The organism is Streptomyces sp. NPDC047049 (assembly GCF_040643995.1).
In the GTDB taxonomy this organism is placed as follows: domain Bacteria; phylum Actinomycetota; class Actinomycetes; order Streptomycetales; family Streptomycetaceae; genus Streptomyces; species Streptomyces mooreae.
The window spans coordinates 55,829-70,651 of sequence record NZ_JBEYVM010000021.1; the positions used below are offsets into that span (position 1 = coordinate 55,829).

At 68.4% G+C, this 14,823-nt stretch carries 11 protein-coding genes and 3 pseudogenes; 4 read left to right on the forward strand and 10 right to left on the reverse strand.

The window, feature by feature from the left end:
* Nucleotides 1–84 precede the first annotated feature (84 nt).
* The 7 genes from ABZ851_RS31750 to ABZ851_RS31780 form a co-directional block, all read right to left on the reverse strand.
* Nucleotides 85–2,859, reverse strand: a complete 2,775-nt coding sequence (locus tag ABZ851_RS31750) for an aconitate hydratase (protein WP_361134917.1) — start codon at nt 2,857–2,859, stop codon at nt 85–87.
* Nucleotides 2,860–3,120: 261 nt separating this feature from the next.
* Nucleotides 3,121–3,528 carry an STAS domain-containing protein gene (locus ABZ851_RS31755; RefSeq protein WP_361134921.1) on the reverse strand — a complete coding sequence of 136 codons (408 nt, stop codon included), beginning with the start codon at nt 3,526–3,528 and terminating at the stop codon, nt 3,121–3,123.
* Nucleotides 3,529–3,668: 140 nt separating this feature from the next.
* On the reverse strand, nt 3,669–4,031 hold the full coding sequence (locus tag ABZ851_RS31760) for a DUF488 family protein (protein ID WP_361134924.1): 363 nt from the start codon (nt 4,029–4,031) through the stop codon (nt 3,669–3,671).
* A 577-nt stretch (nt 4,032–4,608) separates the two neighbouring features.
* Nucleotides 4,609–5,487: a dihydrofolate reductase family protein gene (locus tag ABZ851_RS31765; RefSeq protein WP_361134927.1), complete on the reverse strand. Its 879-nt coding sequence runs from the start codon at nt 5,485–5,487 to the stop codon at nt 4,609–4,611.
* A complete protein-coding gene (locus ABZ851_RS31770; RefSeq protein WP_361134930.1) occupies nt 5,480–6,094 on the reverse strand; it encodes a GTP cyclohydrolase I in 615 nt (204 codons plus the stop codon). The genes ABZ851_RS31765 and ABZ851_RS31770 overlap by 8 nt, the downstream gene beginning before the upstream one ends.
* Before the next feature lie 464 nt (nt 6,095–6,558).
* Nucleotides 6,559–7,038, reverse strand: a complete 480-nt coding sequence (locus tag ABZ851_RS31775; protein ID WP_361134933.1) for a universal stress protein — start codon at nt 7,036–7,038, stop codon at nt 6,559–6,561.
* Nucleotides 7,039–7,072: 34 nt separating this feature from the next.
* Complete coding sequence (locus ABZ851_RS31780) at nt 7,073–7,654, reverse strand: hypothetical protein (protein ID WP_361134936.1); 582 nt, start codon at nt 7,652–7,654, stop codon at nt 7,073–7,075.
* A 497-nt stretch (nt 7,655–8,151) separates the two neighbouring features.
* Here ABZ851_RS31780 and ABZ851_RS31785 point away from each other — a divergent pair, with 497 nt between their 5' ends.
* Complete coding sequence (locus tag ABZ851_RS31785) at nt 8,152–8,655, forward strand: carbonic anhydrase (RefSeq protein WP_361134939.1); 504 nt, start codon at nt 8,152–8,154, stop codon at nt 8,653–8,655.
* Between the two features lie 85 nt (nt 8,656–8,740).
* Here the strand turns inward: ABZ851_RS31785 and ABZ851_RS31790 are convergent.
* A pseudogene (locus ABZ851_RS31790) lies at nt 8,741–9,229 on the reverse strand (oxidoreductase C-terminal domain-containing protein); the annotation flags it as partial.
* Nucleotides 9,230–9,285: 56 nt separating this feature from the next.
* On the opposite strand from ABZ851_RS31790, the gene ABZ851_RS31795 reads away from it, so the two are divergent.
* Both ABZ851_RS31795 and ABZ851_RS31800 read left to right on the forward strand, forming a co-directional pair.
* On the forward strand, nt 9,286–9,471 hold the full coding sequence (locus tag ABZ851_RS31795) for a M9 family metallopeptidase N-terminal domain-containing protein (protein ID WP_361134942.1): 186 nt from the start codon (nt 9,286–9,288) through the stop codon (nt 9,469–9,471).
* Nucleotides 9,416–9,849 (forward strand): annotated as a pseudogene (locus ABZ851_RS31800) (collagenase); the annotation flags it as partial. The gene ABZ851_RS31795 and the pseudogene ABZ851_RS31800, both read left to right, overlap by 56 nt.
* Nucleotides 9,850–9,939: 90 nt before the next feature.
* Here ABZ851_RS31800 and ABZ851_RS31805 read toward each other — a convergent pair.
* Together ABZ851_RS31805 and ABZ851_RS31810 are read right to left on the reverse strand one after the other, a co-directional pair.
* Nucleotides 9,940–10,066 (reverse strand): annotated as a pseudogene (locus tag ABZ851_RS31805) (IS5/IS1182 family transposase); the annotation flags it as partial.
* A 109-nt stretch (nt 10,067–10,175) separates the two neighbouring features.
* Nucleotides 10,176–11,516 carry a hydrolase gene (locus ABZ851_RS31810; protein WP_361134945.1) on the reverse strand — a complete coding sequence of 447 codons (1,341 nt, stop codon included), beginning with the start codon at nt 11,514–11,516 and terminating at the stop codon, nt 10,176–10,178.
* Nucleotides 11,517–12,505: 989 nt separating this feature from the next.
* Here ABZ851_RS31810 and ABZ851_RS31815 point away from each other — a divergent pair.
* A complete protein-coding gene (locus ABZ851_RS31815; RefSeq protein ID WP_361134947.1) occupies nt 12,506–14,821 on the forward strand; it encodes a cache domain-containing protein in 2,316 nt (771 codons plus the stop codon).
* The last annotated feature ends 2 nt before the right edge of the window (nt 14,822–14,823 follow it).

Sequence of the window (14,823 nt, forward strand, 5' to 3'; positions counted from 1 at the left end):
GGAGGCGGGCGACGACATCGCCGCCGGCCCGCCAGGAGTCGGCCTAAGGCTCGGAAAGATCGCGGTGCGGCTCTCGACGCAGTGTCATGTGGGGAGCAGGGCGCGCAGGGCGTAGGGCAGGATGCCGCCGTGCCGGTAGTAGTCGGCTTCCGTAGGGGTGTCCAGGCGCACGCGTGCGGTGAATCGAGTGGTGCCGCCGGGCCCTTCCGTCTCGACGGTGACCTCGTGGGGCAGCTCGGCCAGCCCATGGACGGTGTACTTTTCCTCACCGGTCAGGCCCAGGGAGTGGGCGTTGTCGCCGGGAGCGAATTGCAGCGGCAGGACGCCCATCCCGATCAGGTTGGAGCGGTGGATGCGCTCAAAGGATTCGGCCAGGACGGCTCTGACGCCGAGCAGCGCGGTCCCTTTGGCGGCCCAGTCGCGCGACGATCCGGAGCCGTATTCCTTGCCGGCGATGACCAGGAGGGGGACGTCCTCGGCGGCGTACCGCATCGCCGCCTGGTAGATGGTGGTCTGTTCGCCGTCGGGTAGGTGTCGGGTGTAGCCGCCCTCGGTTTCGGGGGCAAGCAGGTTGCGCAGTCGGACGTTGGCGAAGGTGCCGCGGATCATCACCTCGTGGTTGCCGCGCCGGGAGCCGTAGGAGTTGAAGTTCTCGGGTGCGACGCCGTGGGCTTGCAGGTACTCGCCCGCCGGTGAGTACCGTTCAATCGTGCCGGCCGGGGAGATGTGGTCGGTGGTGACCGAGTCGCCGAGCAGGGCCAGTACCCGGGCGCGGGTGATGTCGCCGGGTGGCTGCGGTCGGCGGGGCATGTTCTCGAAGTAGGGCGGCTTGCGCACGTATGTCGAGGCGGGATCCCAGGCGAACAGGTCGCCCTCGGGGGTGGGCAGGGCCTGCCACCGCTCGTCGCCGGTGAACAGGTCAGCGTAGCCGTCGGTGAACATGCTCGGCCGCAGACTGGTGGAGATCACCTGCTGGATTTCGTCCTGGGTGGGCCAGATGTCGCGCAGGTGGACGGGCCGGCCGTCGTTGCCGGTGCCCAGCGGTTCTTGGGTGAGGTCGATGGCCATTGATCCGGCCAGCGCGTAGGCGACCACCAGCGGCGGTGAGGCCAGATAGTTCAGCTTCGTCTCGGGGTGGATGCGGCCTTCGAAGTTGCGGTTGCCGGAGAGCACGGACGCCAGCGCGAGGTCGGCGTCGGTTGCGGCCCGGGAGACTTCACTGATCAACGGGCCGGAGTTGCCGATGCAGGTGGTGCAGCCGTAGCCGACCAGGTCGAAGCCGAGCGCGTCCAAGTACGGAACAAGTCCTGCGCGTTCGAAGTAGTTCATGACGATCCTCGACCCCGGTGCAAGGCTGGTCTTCACCCAGGGTTTGGACCGCAGGCCGCGCTCGACGGCTTTCTTGGCCAGCAGCGCCGCGGCGACCATGACCTGTGGGTTGGAGGTGTTGGTACAGGAGGTGATCGCGGCGATCACCACCACGCCGTGCCCGATCTCGGCCCGGGTGCCATCGGCCAGGGTGACCGGGGTGGGGCTCAGCGGGCCGGCAGGCTCTGCGGCGGGACCTGTGTCGAAGCAGGCCGGGCTGTCGCCCGGGCGGTTGCCGGTCACCGCCACGGGGTCGGAGGCGGGGAAGGACTCCATACCGCTCGCATCCACGCCGACCGGCGCCGGCTCGCAAGTGACGTAGCCGCCCAGGACGGCACGGAAGGCACGCGGGGCATCGGCCAGATTGATGCGGTCCTGAGGGCGCTTGGGCCCGGCAATCGAGGGCACCACCGCCGAAAGATCCACCTCCAGAGTCTGCGAGTAGACGGGCTCGTGGCCGGGGTCGTGCCACAGTCCCTGCTCCTTCGCGTACGCCTCCACCAGGGAGATGTGTTCGCGGGCGCGGCCGGTGAGCCGCAGGTAGGACAGTGTCTCGTCATCAATGGGGAAGATCGCGCAGGTAGCGCCGTACTCGGGGCTCATGTTGCCGATGGTGGCCCGGTTGGCCAGCGGGACGTTGGCCACGCCGGGGCCGTAGAACTCCACGAAGGTGCCGACCACGCCGTGCGCGCGGAGCTTCTCGGCGATGGTGAGGACCAGGTCAGTGGCGGTGCTGCCCTCGGGCAGCGCACCGGTGAGTTTCACGCCGATGACGCGCGGGATGAGCATGCTGACCGGCAGGCCGAGCATCGCCGCTTCCGCCTCGATGCCGCCCACGCCCCAGCCGAGCACGCCCAGCCCGTTGACCATCGGGGTGTGCGAGTCGGTGCCCACCAGAGTGTCGGGGAAGGCGGTGCCGTCCTTCTCGAACACCACGCGCGCGAGGTGTTCGAGGTTGACCTGGTGGCAGATACCGGTGCCGGGCGGCACGACCCGCAGGCCGGCGAAGGCGCTCTGCCCCCAGCGCAGGAACTGGTAGCGCTCGGCGTTGCGCTGGAACTCCCGCTCGACGTTGCGGTCGAATGCCGACGGGGTGCCGAAGTGGTCGGCGATCACCGAGTGGTCGATGACCAACTCGACCGGTCGTAGTGGGCCGATCCGCGTCGCGTCGCCGCCGAGCTCAGCCGTTGCCTCCCGCATCGCGACCAGGTCGACGATGCACGGCACGCCGGTGAAGTCCTGCATCAGAACCCGCGCAGGGGTGAACTGGATCTCGGTCGCGGGCTCCGCGCGCGGGTCCCAGCCGGCCAGCGCGGTGACCTGCTCGGCGGTGACGGCGCGGCCGTCCTCGTTACGCAGCAGGTTCTCCAGCAGCACCTTCAGGCTGTACGGGAGTCGGGCGGTTCCCGCGAGCGCGTCGAGGCGGAAGACGGACCACGAGCTCCCCACAGCCGACAGCCTCGCCTGAGCGCCGAAGGTGTTCAGTGACATGGCGGTGCATCTCTCTGTGAGTCCGGGGGCCGACTCTCGTCGGCTGTCCGGCCCTTCCGTGCCGCGCGGTCCCCGGGCGGGCCGCGCCGCACGGGGAGCGGAGCAGTTCGTGCGGGTGGACCCCGCACGGGCACCGGGCCCACCCGCAGTGACCCCGGGAATCCGCCAGACTCATGACCGTACCCAGCGGCGCGCCGGGGAACCGGCCGCCACACCGCTTCGACGGGAACGGGAGGGCCAACTCAGCGGCCCGGGCGTTCCTCAGCCGGAGGTGGGGTGCGGCCAGTGCGCGAGGCTGCCGGGCGAGGGAGCGGAGTGCGTCGCTTCCGATGCGGACGGATGGGTTTCATAGCTTTCGCGCATGCCGCTCAGGTCGAAGAGCTTGAGTATTCGGCCGGGGACGGAAGCGAAACGCAGTGAGCCTTCGTGTTCACGGATGCGTTTCGTCATCGCCACGATCACGCCCAGCCCCATCGAATCCAGGAAGGTGACGAAGCCCAGATCCAGGACGAAGTGGCGGTGTCCCTCATCGAGGAGCTTGATCACTGCCTCCCGGATCATGGGGGCGGTGTTGGCGTCCACCTCACCGTCGGCCTCGAGGACGGTCCAGCCGTTGACCACGTCGTAGCTCACCATCATGCTCTCGTGCCGGATGATGTTCGTTCGCATGGCGATTCCTCTTCACGTCTGCGGACAGCGCGAGATGCCCGGCAGGGTGCGGCGGAGAGGCCCAGCCCTTACCGTTCGCGGCCTGCGCAAAGGCGAGTTCGCGTGAACGGTGGCCGCAATCGCCGGCGCCTCGCGTGCGGTCACCGGCTCTCGGTCAGCCACTCGGCGAGAACGGCGGCCTGACTGTGGTCGACATCCTTGGTGGCGGTCAGCAGCATGATCTTGTCGTGTGCCGCCAGGTCACGCAGATGTCCCGCCGCCTCGCGGTGCCCGGCGTCGCGCAGCTCTGCCAGGTAGCGGCGGCGAAACTCGGTGAAGCGGCTGGGCTCGTGGCCGTACCATTTGCGCAGTTCGCTCGACGGGGCGACACCACGCAGCCACTCGTCCAGATGCGCGTCCTCCTTGCGCATGCCCCGGGGCCAGACCCGGTCGACCAGCACGCGCTTGCCGTCCTTGGGCGCGGTCTCCTCATAGACCCTGCGATACGTGATCTGTTTGGCCATAATGGTGTCCTTCCAGATCAGTCGGCCGCCCCTTCCTCAGCAAATGGACAGCGGCGTGCCCTGCTGCAATGGTTCCGGCTCGCCCATTCTATCGGCGACAGCTCGTGCGAACCCGTCGGGAGCCTGCCAGGTCAGCCACCATGACCGCCATAGTGACGGCGTCCAGTACGGCGTATTGACGAGGAGCACGAGTGCCCAGCAGACGTCCCTCGCCCGACTCACACGAGTTGTCATCAGGCAACGATGCGGATGCTCGGGGCGATCGACCGCGGCAGGCACTGGATCCTGCGCGTGGCTTATTACGCGGTGACCAGCAGCGTTACGGTGCGTCGGGCAGTTCGGGCGCTGTTTTGCTCCGATGCTGGGCTCCTGACCGACTTTCGTGGCCATGATCAGCCTGGTAGCACACGTGCGGGCGAGCGCTCGTCTCGACGGCGCCCACCTGCTGTCTGATCTGCTCCGCGGATGCCCGGTGATCGCGACTGTACGCGGCGTGAGGTGTCCGGAGCGGTATGAACGGGAGGATCCGCATTGCCCACCGGGAGTCAGGGGTTCGGCGGATCAACCTTGGCCTACGTCACTTGGACGGTACTGGGTTGCCGCGTGGGGTGCGAAGGCGGTAGCGGAGGAACAGATATGAGTCCCGGCGCCGGGCGCTGATCAGGTCCGCCCCCGTCGGCCGGTTCGGCAGCAGTTCGAGCCCGGCGACCACCCCGGGTCGGGATGTGCCGTCCCGGCCGGCGAGCACTGGGGACGTCGTGAGGAACAGTTCATCCAGCAAGCCCTCGCCGAGGAGGTGACCGATGAGGTGCGGCCCGCCCTCGGTGAGCACCGTGGTGTGTCCCTGGGCGTGGAGAGCCGCGAGGACGTCGGACATACGGAGGGCGGAGACCGCGGTGAGTATTGCGCATGTTGGCGGCAGACGTCCCTCCAGTCGGCGGGCTCCCTCCGCGGTGGTGGCCACGAGCGCGCCCGACTGCAGTGCTGGGTGCTCGGTGGGCACGTCGCCGCTTGCTGTGACCACGACCAGTTCTGGCTGAGTGGTGCGTCGCAGGCTGCGCCGTAGCTCGACGAAGTCGGGGGCGGCTTGCGGACAGACGTGGTCAGGTGTCCATTGGTGGCCGGGCGTGGCCCGGAGCGTGCCGGCTCCGATGAGTACGGCGTCGGCGCATGCGCGCAGCAGTCCCATGACGAAGCGGTCAGCCGATGCACGCCCGCTGATCGCCGAGCCGGAGGAGGGGTATTCGGGGCCGAGGGCGACCACTCCGTCAAGTGAAGTGACGAAGTTTGCGTACACGCACGGTGGTGTGAAGCCCATATCCCCGCCGTACGCTGTGCCGAGCTTCGCAGGGAGGCCGAAGCGGGGCTGCCCTGCCTCCTCGTACAGCAGCTCCAGGGGCTCCAGTGAGCCTGTCTGTGTTCCGCCGGCGGGGTGGACGGTGCTCTCCTCAGCCATGTCCGGCCAGGCCGTGTTGGCCGCACAACGTGAAGAATTCGCCGCGTAGTTGCGGATCGTCGTCGTAGGTACCCCGCCAGTGGGTGGTACGGGTGCTGGACTCGATCTCCCGTACTCCGCGCATCTGGGTGCACAGATGCACCGCTTCCAGGTGGACCGCGACACCGTGGGGCTGCAGGATCTGCTGCAGCGATTCGGCGAGCTGGCGGCCGATGCGCTCCTGCATCGAGAATCGACGGGCGAACAGCCGCACCAGCCTGGTCAGCTTGGACAGTCCGAGGATGTGCTCATGGGCGATGTAGCCGACGTACGCCTTGCCGAAGAACGGCAGAGCGTGGTGCTCGCAGAGGGAAAAGAACGGGATGGGCCCTTCGACAATCTGGCTGATCCGGCAGTCCGAACCGCCGTGGCATTCGGTCTCGAAAGCGGTGACCAGCTTCTCGTCGCCTTCGTACCCGCTGGTGGCGTCGAACAGGGCGCGCAGGAAGCGGCGGGGAGTGTCCGCCGTGGCCGCAGAGCCGGCGGCCAGACCCAGCGCCCCGAAGATCTCCCTGAGGTAGTCCTCGAACCGCTGCCACTCTTCGGGGGTGATCTGCCGTGGAGACACAGCTGCCCACGCCACCTCATCCGTGACGGGTACGAAGCTCTCGCCTACCAGCCCTGCGACGGGTGGCGGACCGTTCATCTGCGGCAGTTGATCATTCATAAGCGGCCTCAAGATGCAACGATCATCTCGCTGGACTCGGTCACACCCATTGTCGACCGATTTCTGCGTGAGTGCTGCCCGAGAACACGATGCCCTGCCCGAGCACAGTGAGGGTGCGAGCGGACCCCGGTACCGTTTGCCCCCGCTGTCAGCTCCGGAGCATCTCGGCAAGGACCTCGGCTTCGCTGATCTCGGGCTGCTTGGTTGCGGTGAGCAGCGGCAAGGGGCAGCCTTTGGCGAGGTCAGCCAGTCCACCGCTCCGTCGCGGGCGAGGAGCGCGACACAGCGGCCGTCCCCGATCACCGCGTAGTCCCGCAGCTCCGCGTAGCCGCCCACCCGTGCCGGTGTGGCGGCAAGTGAGTCATTCACGACGGCCGGCCCGGCTGCCCGCCGGGCACGACGACGACCGGGAGGTGGGCGTGATGCACGACCTCGGTGCTGGTGGAGCCCAGGGTGAGGCGCCCCCATGCGCCCGAGCCCCGGCTGCCGACCACCAGGAGGCAGGCGTCTTCGCTCGCGTCCAACAGGACCTGCGACGGACGGCCCGCCTCGACTCTGATCTCGAGCTCCACCGGCGCACCGCCGACCTGTTCCCGGGCCTCCTCCAGCGCCTTGGTAACCGCCTCCAACGTGGTATCGCGCAGCTGGGTGTCCAGGTCGTGGAAACCGGAGGCAGTAGGCCACTGGAAACCGCCGTACCTGATGGTGAAGTCGTACGCGCATATGGCGCGGAGCCCGGTCCCGCGCAGTTGTGACTCCTGAAGGGCGAAGCGCAGGGCCGGCTCGGAGGCGGGAGAGCCGTCGGTGCCGACCACAATCGGTGCGGGAGTGGCGGCGTTCGTCATTGCGGAGGCCTCCAAGCCGTGTCGTGTGCTGCCCTTACCGAGGAGCGCCAGTTCCGTCAGTCCTGCGGACGACGAGTGCAGTGATGTCGTCCCGCTGTATGCCTGCGGTGTGGCGGCCAAGGTCTTCGGTCAGATGGTCGGCGACTTCCCAGGGGGAAATATCCGCCCATTCCTGTAGGCGCTCTTCGAGGGGATAGAAGGCGCCGGTGGTGCCGTCGTAGACGTCTCCGCCCACCAGTCTGTCCGCCTCGACCGGCCGGTACACACCGTCGACGATCACCCGGTCGGTGAGGATCGGCAGGGACCGCAGCATCTGCCGTTGGAGCGCGACAGCCGTGGACCGTACTCGCAGCAACTCCCGCTCCCGCCGGATCCGCCAGTGGCAGGTCACCACGCACAGCCCGCCGAGCACGAAGGCCAGCACCATGACAATCCCGTAGTCGTACGACGAGGGGAGCGGCCGGTAGAGCAGAACTGCGGTGATCACTATCAGCACCCAGCCCACCGCATAGCCGGTCTCCCGCACCGTTCCGACCGCAGCCGGGAACGCGGGAAGCAGCATCAGCAAGGGGATGAGTCGCACCGTGCGGTCATCAATCATCAACTCGAGCAGCACAACGGGCACGGTCGCTGCGACCACATAGACCATCGGCGCTCTGACCGCACCTCTTGGGGAAGACTCGGCAGCGCTCTCGGCGCGCGACGTCAGTGGCGCGCCGGACGCACGGGCCGCCTCACGCCGACGAATCACCTGTCCAGACTCCCCCAGCCCGCCCGCCGCCGCAAACCCGACGGTCTTCGTTTCGCCCCGACGCAAGAATGAATGCTGCTCAACACCAGTGCGAGCGTGCGGCACGCTTGGAATACACGGTCACGAATCCGGCGGCTATGGATGGCATCGAGCGGTGCGGCTGCCTATGTGGCACCAGTCGCATTCGGGGTGATCATCGAAGTGAGGGACGTAGTTGTCGCCCAGGCTATGGCGCGGCCGGGCGCTGGCTGCAGGCCAGTATCGGCACAGCCCTCCACGCGGGGCGGGTGGGTGTGCGAAGCCGGAGAACACTGCGTCCACAGCCCATCCGCGCCAAGACCACTGTGGAAAGGCAGCAAAAGATGTCGGTCACTGAGCAGTATCTCGTGAACAATCGGGCCTACGCGTCTCGTTTCACCGGCCCGCTTCCGATGGAACCCTCCCAGCAAGTCGCCGTTGTGGCCTGCATGGATGCGCGGCTGAACATCTACGCCGTCCTCGGCCTGAAGGAGGGGGAGGCCAGCGTGATTCGCAATGCAGGGGGAGTGATCACCGACGACGTTATCCGATCGCTGGCGGTGAGCCAGCAGTTGCTGGGAACGAACGAGATCATCCTCATCCACCACACTGACTGCCGGATGCTGACCTACCCCGGCTACAGGCTCAAGGAGCCGATCCGCAGTGAGGATGGTCTCCGGCCCCTCTGGCCGGAGGAATCCTTCCACGACGTGGTGGTCGACGTACAACGGTCCATCAGCCGCGTCAGGTCGAGTCCCTACCTCCCCCACCGCGAATCCGTACGTGGGTTCGTCCTCGACGTCGCCACAGGGCAGCTTGAAGAGGTCGAAGTAATACGCCGCCGGTGAGCCGCGAGCCGACGGCTCTCTGATCGTCGCGCATCGGGCCGGGGTACGGGCCGACGGGAAGGCTGTCCCGGCACGTCCTTGGCGATCAGCCGGTTCCGTCGGGGCGCCTGAGAAGGTGTGTCAGGGGGACACGGGTATCGGCGAGTTCCTTTGTGTCGACCGCCCGACCGGAGGTGACGAGGGCTCGGATCGGGTCGGCGACGTCCCAGACGTTGACGTTCATCCCGGCCAGGGCGCGGCCCTCGGCGAGCCAGAACGCGATGAACTCGCGGGTGTCCCTCCGGCCGCGGAAGACCACTTGGTCGTAGCCGCCGGGCTCGACATAGCCGGTGTACTCCATGCCCAGGTCGTACTGGTCGGTGAAGAAGTACGGAAGGCGGTCGTACGTTACGTTCTGGCCGAGCATCGCCTTTGCCGCGACTTGCGGCTGGTTGACGGCGTTGGCCCAGTGCTCGACGCGGATGTGCTTGCCGAGCAGCGGGTGGAAGGCGTTGGCGACGTCCCCAGCGGCATAGATGTCCGTATGCGAGCTGCGCGCGTGGGCGTCGACGCGGATGCCATTGTCGACCTCCAGGACCCGCGGCCCAGAACGCCGCAGAACGCAAGAAGGCCCGCTCCGCGGCGAAGGCTGTGGCGGACTGTCACGTCAGCGACTTCACCTCGAAGACGGGCACTGAACTGGTCGAGCAGATCCAGCAGTCGGAAACCACCTGCATCAACACGCTGTTCAACGTGTCCGGTGAGGACTCCAAGGCTCTCTTCCGTGAGGAACAGCACGGCCCCGCTCTGGGTCGGCCTCGCCGAGATGACGGATGAGTTCGACAAGGAGAACTGCGCCGAGTACGACACCTGTGACCTCCAGAACCGCGTGCGCGACGCGGTGCTGACGGTCAAGCCGGTGTCGTCTTCGGTATCGACACCAACAACGGCGGCATGTACCTGGAGGGCGACCCGGCCGCTGAGGGCAACCAGCCTCGCTTCATCGCCTACGAGCAGCCGGCCCAGGACGGCGCCTTCCAGATCTGGAATCTCAACCACGAGTACACCCACTACCTCGACGGTCGCTTCGACATGCACGGCGACTTCGCAGCAGGACAGACCACTCCGACTGTGATGTGGGTCGAGGGCTTCGCCGAGTATGTCTCTTACTCGTACCGCGGCCTCACCTACGACCGGGCGCTCGAGGAGGCAGGAGCGGCCAACTGCCCGTCCGGAGCGGGGCCTCGGTGACCGGCAAGAACTGAGCCAAGAGAACACCGAGCCACGGGAAGCCGGTCCCGCGCACCGTGCGCGGGACCGGCTTCCCGACCGTCCAGCTCTCCTCCTTCCACACCGGCACTTCGGCCTGGCCGTATTCACGGCGGTGCGGGTTGAGCAGGCCGGTACCCCGGTAGCCGCCCGTGATGACAGTGGCCCGGCCAGCATCGGCCCAGTGGAGCCGCGTGGGCACCAGCACGGCGTCACCATTCGCCTCGATCTGAGTCACGCCGGGCAGCGGCCGACGGTGACGTCCGGTCGGTTCAGCGAATGAAGTCGACCTCTGGGTAGTGGCGCGAGGGGCCGTCGAGCAGGTTGCTGTTCCGATGGCGCAGGTGCTTGTCGAAGAAGGCGGCGACGTAGGTGCGTTGGACCTCGATGGAGCGGTTGGGGTCGATCGTGCCGAGTGCCTGCTGCATTACTTCCGGGGTTATCCCGAATGCGCCCGGCGCCTGGGGGAACAGGACCTGGTTGTCGACGAAGGAGTTGTGCCCGGAGCCGCGCAGCTTCAGGTCGAGCCGCTCTCCGTGCAGGTGGTCCCAGAGCCGCGCCCAGCTCCCGTCGGTGTTGCGGTTGTGGTGCTCGGAACTGAACAGCATGTAGGGGCGGTCGAGCCGCTTGTATTCCGACGAGCCGAAGAGCTGGCCGTCCAGGTTCACGCCGGCGTCGATCCTGGAGTCCGCGTCCATGGCAGCGGCCACCGATCCGCCGCCGAGGGAAGCGCCGAACATCCCGATGTGTTTCGTGCTCACGGCCTGGGTCAGCCCCTGGGGGAGCGGCTTGTTTTCCACATCCGGGTTGTGGCCGCGGGCGATCTCGGCCAGCTGGTCGATGACGAAGTGGGCGTCCGCCGCCCGGACGTCGATCAAGTCGCGCGATTTGGTGCCTGGCGGCAGCATGCTCGGCTCATGTCGTCCGCCGGGGAACACCACATCGCCGGTGTCGTGGGTGTGGTCGATGGTGATGACCAGGTAGCCGCGGCTGGCCAGGTCCTGAACCAGGGCCGTGCCCGTGGCACGGTTCCCACGGCCGCCGGGCGAGTACAGCAGCACCGGCAGCTTGCCGTCCTTGCGGGCGACCGGGGCGCCGGTGTGCCCGGCCGTGGTGGGCAGGGTCACCCCGCCCGGCAGCACCTGCTGGCTGTTGGGGAGGAGTGCGGCGGGGTACTGGCTGGTGTGCGTGGCCGGGTACCACAGCGAGACCATCAGCTCGCGCTGCTGTCCGGGCACCCACGGATCCATGCGTTTCGAGTCGCGCAGGTGAAGATCGACCGTTCCGACGCGATGACGCCCGGTCGGGGCGGGGAGAGTCAGCTGGCCCGGGGCCGGCGCCACCTTCAAGGACGCCGCCCGGCGAGGGTGTTGCGCCGCGTCGTCCAAGCCCACCGCCTGGCCCGGGGCTTGCGCCGCGTCGTCCAAGGCCACCAACTGGCCCGGGGCCTGCCCCGCGTCGTCCAAGGACGCTGCAGTGGTCATGGGCGTACTGGTGGCCTTCTCCGCGGCGGTGGCCGGCGCGATCCCGGCGCCCAGGGCGAGGGTCAGTAGTCCTGTGGTGCCGGCGACCCGGGTGCGCAACCGGCTGTGGCGCCTTCGTGCGTGCTTCATGGGCAGCCCCCCTCCATGGTGGTGATCGCCACGTGATCAGCGATCGGCTGGCGGTCATCGTATATGCAGTTTTGCCATGGCTAAGCCAACCCAGTTGATAGTGCGCGGAGTTATCTACGGCAGTGGGTTGAGGTGAGCGCTCATGACGCGTCCGGAATTGCGCGGCGTCGACTTCGTACACCGTCCGTCGCCGGGCCCCGGGGAGTGGCCTTTTCGCTGGACCCGTATGCGTGGGGAGCTGCCCGTCGGCGCTCGTGGAGGGTGCCTCCGAGTTGAGCAACGTCGAGTGCCCATACGGGATGCGCGACGGGGAAACCCCCTGGTTGGGCCGGTGACAGTTGCCGGCGGCGGGCCATTCGGCATCCTCAAACAACCAGTTGCAGCAGCAAGGACCAAGTCGGCAGAGGGGCGGAGTGAGCGACCGTTTCGTCGCCTCAGCACGGTGGCTGAAGGAGCGTCAGCCCCGGCCAGAAGGTATCTGTGGAAGATGGCTGGTTCACGCCACCTCCGGATGGCGGCCATCGGATCCAGGTTTGCTTCGACTTTGCTCACCGTTTTCACTGAGCGCTTTTATTACGCGGCAGTTCGTAACTACTGACTTCGCCGATCAGCACCTGTGGATTTTGCGGATTCGCTCGGGAAGGGGGCGTTTCGGGGGCCACTTCAGTGCAACCGCGACTGTGCGTGAGGCGCCGAACGCAGAGCGGAAACGAGCGGGTGACCGACCCTGCCGACCGGTGCGCGAGAAATTCCCAGATGTCGGGATGAGGCCGAAAGCGCATAAGCAGCCGCTGCGGAGGGCGAGTTGAGCCCCGTGTTGTACGGGCCGGCAATCCGGGCACAGGACGAACAACCTTGTGATTATCCTGTGTTCCCAGTATTCATACTGATTGAGTTGCCGCACGGCCACCCCCATATGCCGAGAGGACGCTGCCCTGCTCGCTGTTGCCCGCGCGCCCCGTCCGCACCGCACCCGACGTCGCGCCGACATGCCCATGCTCGGAGGCGTCCGCCCACCGATCGCCGCACTGCTCTGCGCCCTGCTGGCAGTTTCCGCGCTGACCGCTCTCGGTCTCAGTACCGTTCACGAACAGGATGTGCCCCAGGCCCTGAGCGACGCGGAACGACAGATAGCCCAGGATGCCGCCGATTCGGTCGGGACCTCCATCAACGCAAGTGCCAGGGCCGTGCGCCGCTCCGCGGCGTCGGCCACACCCGCCGGCAGCAGTAAACCGGCGGCAGTTCTGCGGTCCCTTCTCCCGACCGGGCACCCTGCGGCGGGCGGTGTGCTGCTCGACCCGCGCACCGGCAAACCGCTGGCGGCCAGTGGGGAAGAGGTGCCGCTGACCGGGGTGGATGCGGCGGCGCTGGCGCGGCCCGACACCGGCGACATCGCGCCCCGGGTGGTCGCTTCCGGCAGTGGCGCGCCGCGGCTGTTGCTCTTCGCCCGGGTGAGTGTCCCCGCGGCGGGCCGCAAGCAGGACGGGAACCAGGATCAGGCCGGCGACCTGAGAGGGGATCAGGACGCGGAGTCACGCGGACTCCTGTTGGTCGTCTCGGAAAAGGTCGCTGCTCCAGCGGTGTACGGCGCGGGGCGCACCGGGCAACTGGTGGACCGGAACGGCAAGGTGTGTGCTTCCGCCCCCACCACCGGCGCGGCCCTGGCGGCCGCTGCCGACCACCGCGCGCTGCCTGCCGCTGCGGCGGACGCCGCGCAGACCGGCGTCCACACCGGCGACGTCTCGGGCAGCGTGCTCGGTGACGGTCACCACGGGCTGCGCAGGGTCACGGGGTGGGCGTCGGTCGCCGCGGCGGACGGCAAGGACGACGCCTCCGGCCTGGGACTGACCGTCCTGACGGCCCGGGAGGTGCCTCCGGCGAAGGCGGGAGGCGACCATATGTGGTTCGCCCTCGTGGCCGCGGGTGTGCTGGTGGTGATCGCCGTGCTGGTCACCCTGGTGCTGTGGGGCACGATGCAGCGTCCGCTGCTGCGGCTGCACCTGTCCGCTGCCCGGCTGGCCAAGGGTGTCGGCGACCTCCCGGGGGAACGTGCGGAGTTGGCACGGCCGGTGCCGGTTGACGGGTTCGACGAGCCCGGCAGGATCGGCCGGGCGCTGGAGTCGATACGCCGCCAACTGCTCGGTGAGACGGGACCGGAGCCGGTACAGCCGGTGCGGCGCCGACCCGGTGTCCGGGCTCTGGTGCTCGTCTGCGCCCTCGTGATCGCCGCGTGGGGGGTGCCGCTGCTGTTCCTGTTCAACCGGGTACCGGCAGCCAAGGCCGTACCGGCAGCCGCCGTCGCCGACCAGCGGGCCCGCACCGAGGCCGCCGCAGACCGGGTGCAGCGGTCCCTCGGCCGGAGCCGCACCGACCTCACGGCGGCGGCGTCAGCGCTCTCCGGTGCGCGACCCGAGCGGGCGGCGGAGGTGCTGCGGCGCGAACACGACGACCACCCCACTTTCCGGTCGCTGTATGTGCTGGACCGTGCCGGTGCCGTCGTGCGGCAAGTGGGCCAGCAGCCGCTGCGCACCCTCGTCCCTCCCACCGGCGACGGAATCACCCAGGTCAATACGTCAGGCAAGATCCCCGCGATCGCCGCCTACGCCCGGATACCGGCGGCCAGGAACGCCAAGGGTGCCAAGAAGGCCGAGGACACCGCCCCGGCTGTGGTCGTCGCAGAGATCGGCGTCGACGAGCTGAACGACCTGGTGACCCGGCCCGGGCTCGGCAAGGTCTGGCTGACCGACGAGCACCACAGAGTGCTCGCGGCGAGCGTCGGCTTTGAAGCCTTCGAGCCCCTTCCCAGCCGTCGCCTCACCCGTCTGGTGGCCAAGACCGACGCGGCACCCGGCAGCGCAGGCAACCCGGCATCGGCCGTCCTGCACGCGGGGACGGCCCCGGGCGAAGGCCTGTCGGTCGCGGCCGCCGTGCCCCTGGCACTGAAGGGGCCTGCGGCCGGGCTCGGCTGGCGGGTGGTCTCCGCCGAGCCTGCCGCAGCGCTCAAACTGGCGGCCTATCAGGTCCAGGCACGCACCATGCTGGCCGGGCTGCTCGCCCTGTCCGCGGGGGGCGCCTGCCTGGGCTGGCTGTACATCGTGGTGGTCGGACCGCTGCGCACCCTCACCGGATGCGCTGAGCGGCTGGCCGGCGGTGACCGCCGCACCGTGCTGTTCCCGGTCCACCACGACGAGTGCGGTTCGGTCACCCGCAGTCTGGAACTCCTCCGGCAGGCGCTGGTGGAGCGGGACCGGGGCGCCGGAGCCGACCTCGCCGCTGTCCCCACCCCCTCGCGCGCACCTCAGTGAAG

Excerpts from the sequence above, each read along its gene's own strand:
- ABZ851_RS31750 (WP_361134917.1), bottom strand. The coding sequence starts at position 2,859 with ATGTCACTGAACACCTTCGGCGCTCAGGCGAGGCTGTCGGCTGTGGGG.
- ABZ851_RS31755 (WP_361134921.1), bottom strand. The coding sequence starts at position 3,528 with ATGCGAACGAACATCATCCGGCACGAGAGCATGATGGTGAGCTACGAC.
- ABZ851_RS31760 (WP_361134924.1), bottom strand. The coding sequence starts at position 4,031 with ATGGCCAAACAGATCACGTATCGCAGGGTCTATGAGGAGACCGCGCCC.
- ABZ851_RS31765 (WP_361134927.1), bottom strand. The coding sequence starts at position 5,487 with ATGGCTGAGGAGAGCACCGTCCACCCCGCCGGCGGAACACAGACAGGC.
- ABZ851_RS31775 (WP_361134933.1), bottom strand. The coding sequence starts at position 7,038 with ATGACGAACGCCGCCACTCCCGCACCGATTGTGGTCGGCACCGACGGC.
- ABZ851_RS31785 (WP_361134939.1), top strand. The coding sequence starts at position 8,152 with ATGTCGGTCACTGAGCAGTATCTCGTGAACAATCGGGCCTACGCGTCT.
- ABZ851_RS31810 (WP_361134945.1), bottom strand. The coding sequence starts at position 11,516 with ATGAAGCACGCACGAAGGCGCCACAGCCGGTTGCGCACCCGGGTCGCC.
- ABZ851_RS31815 (WP_361134947.1), top strand. The coding sequence starts at position 12,506 with ATGCCCATGCTCGGAGGCGTCCGCCCACCGATCGCCGCACTGCTCTGC.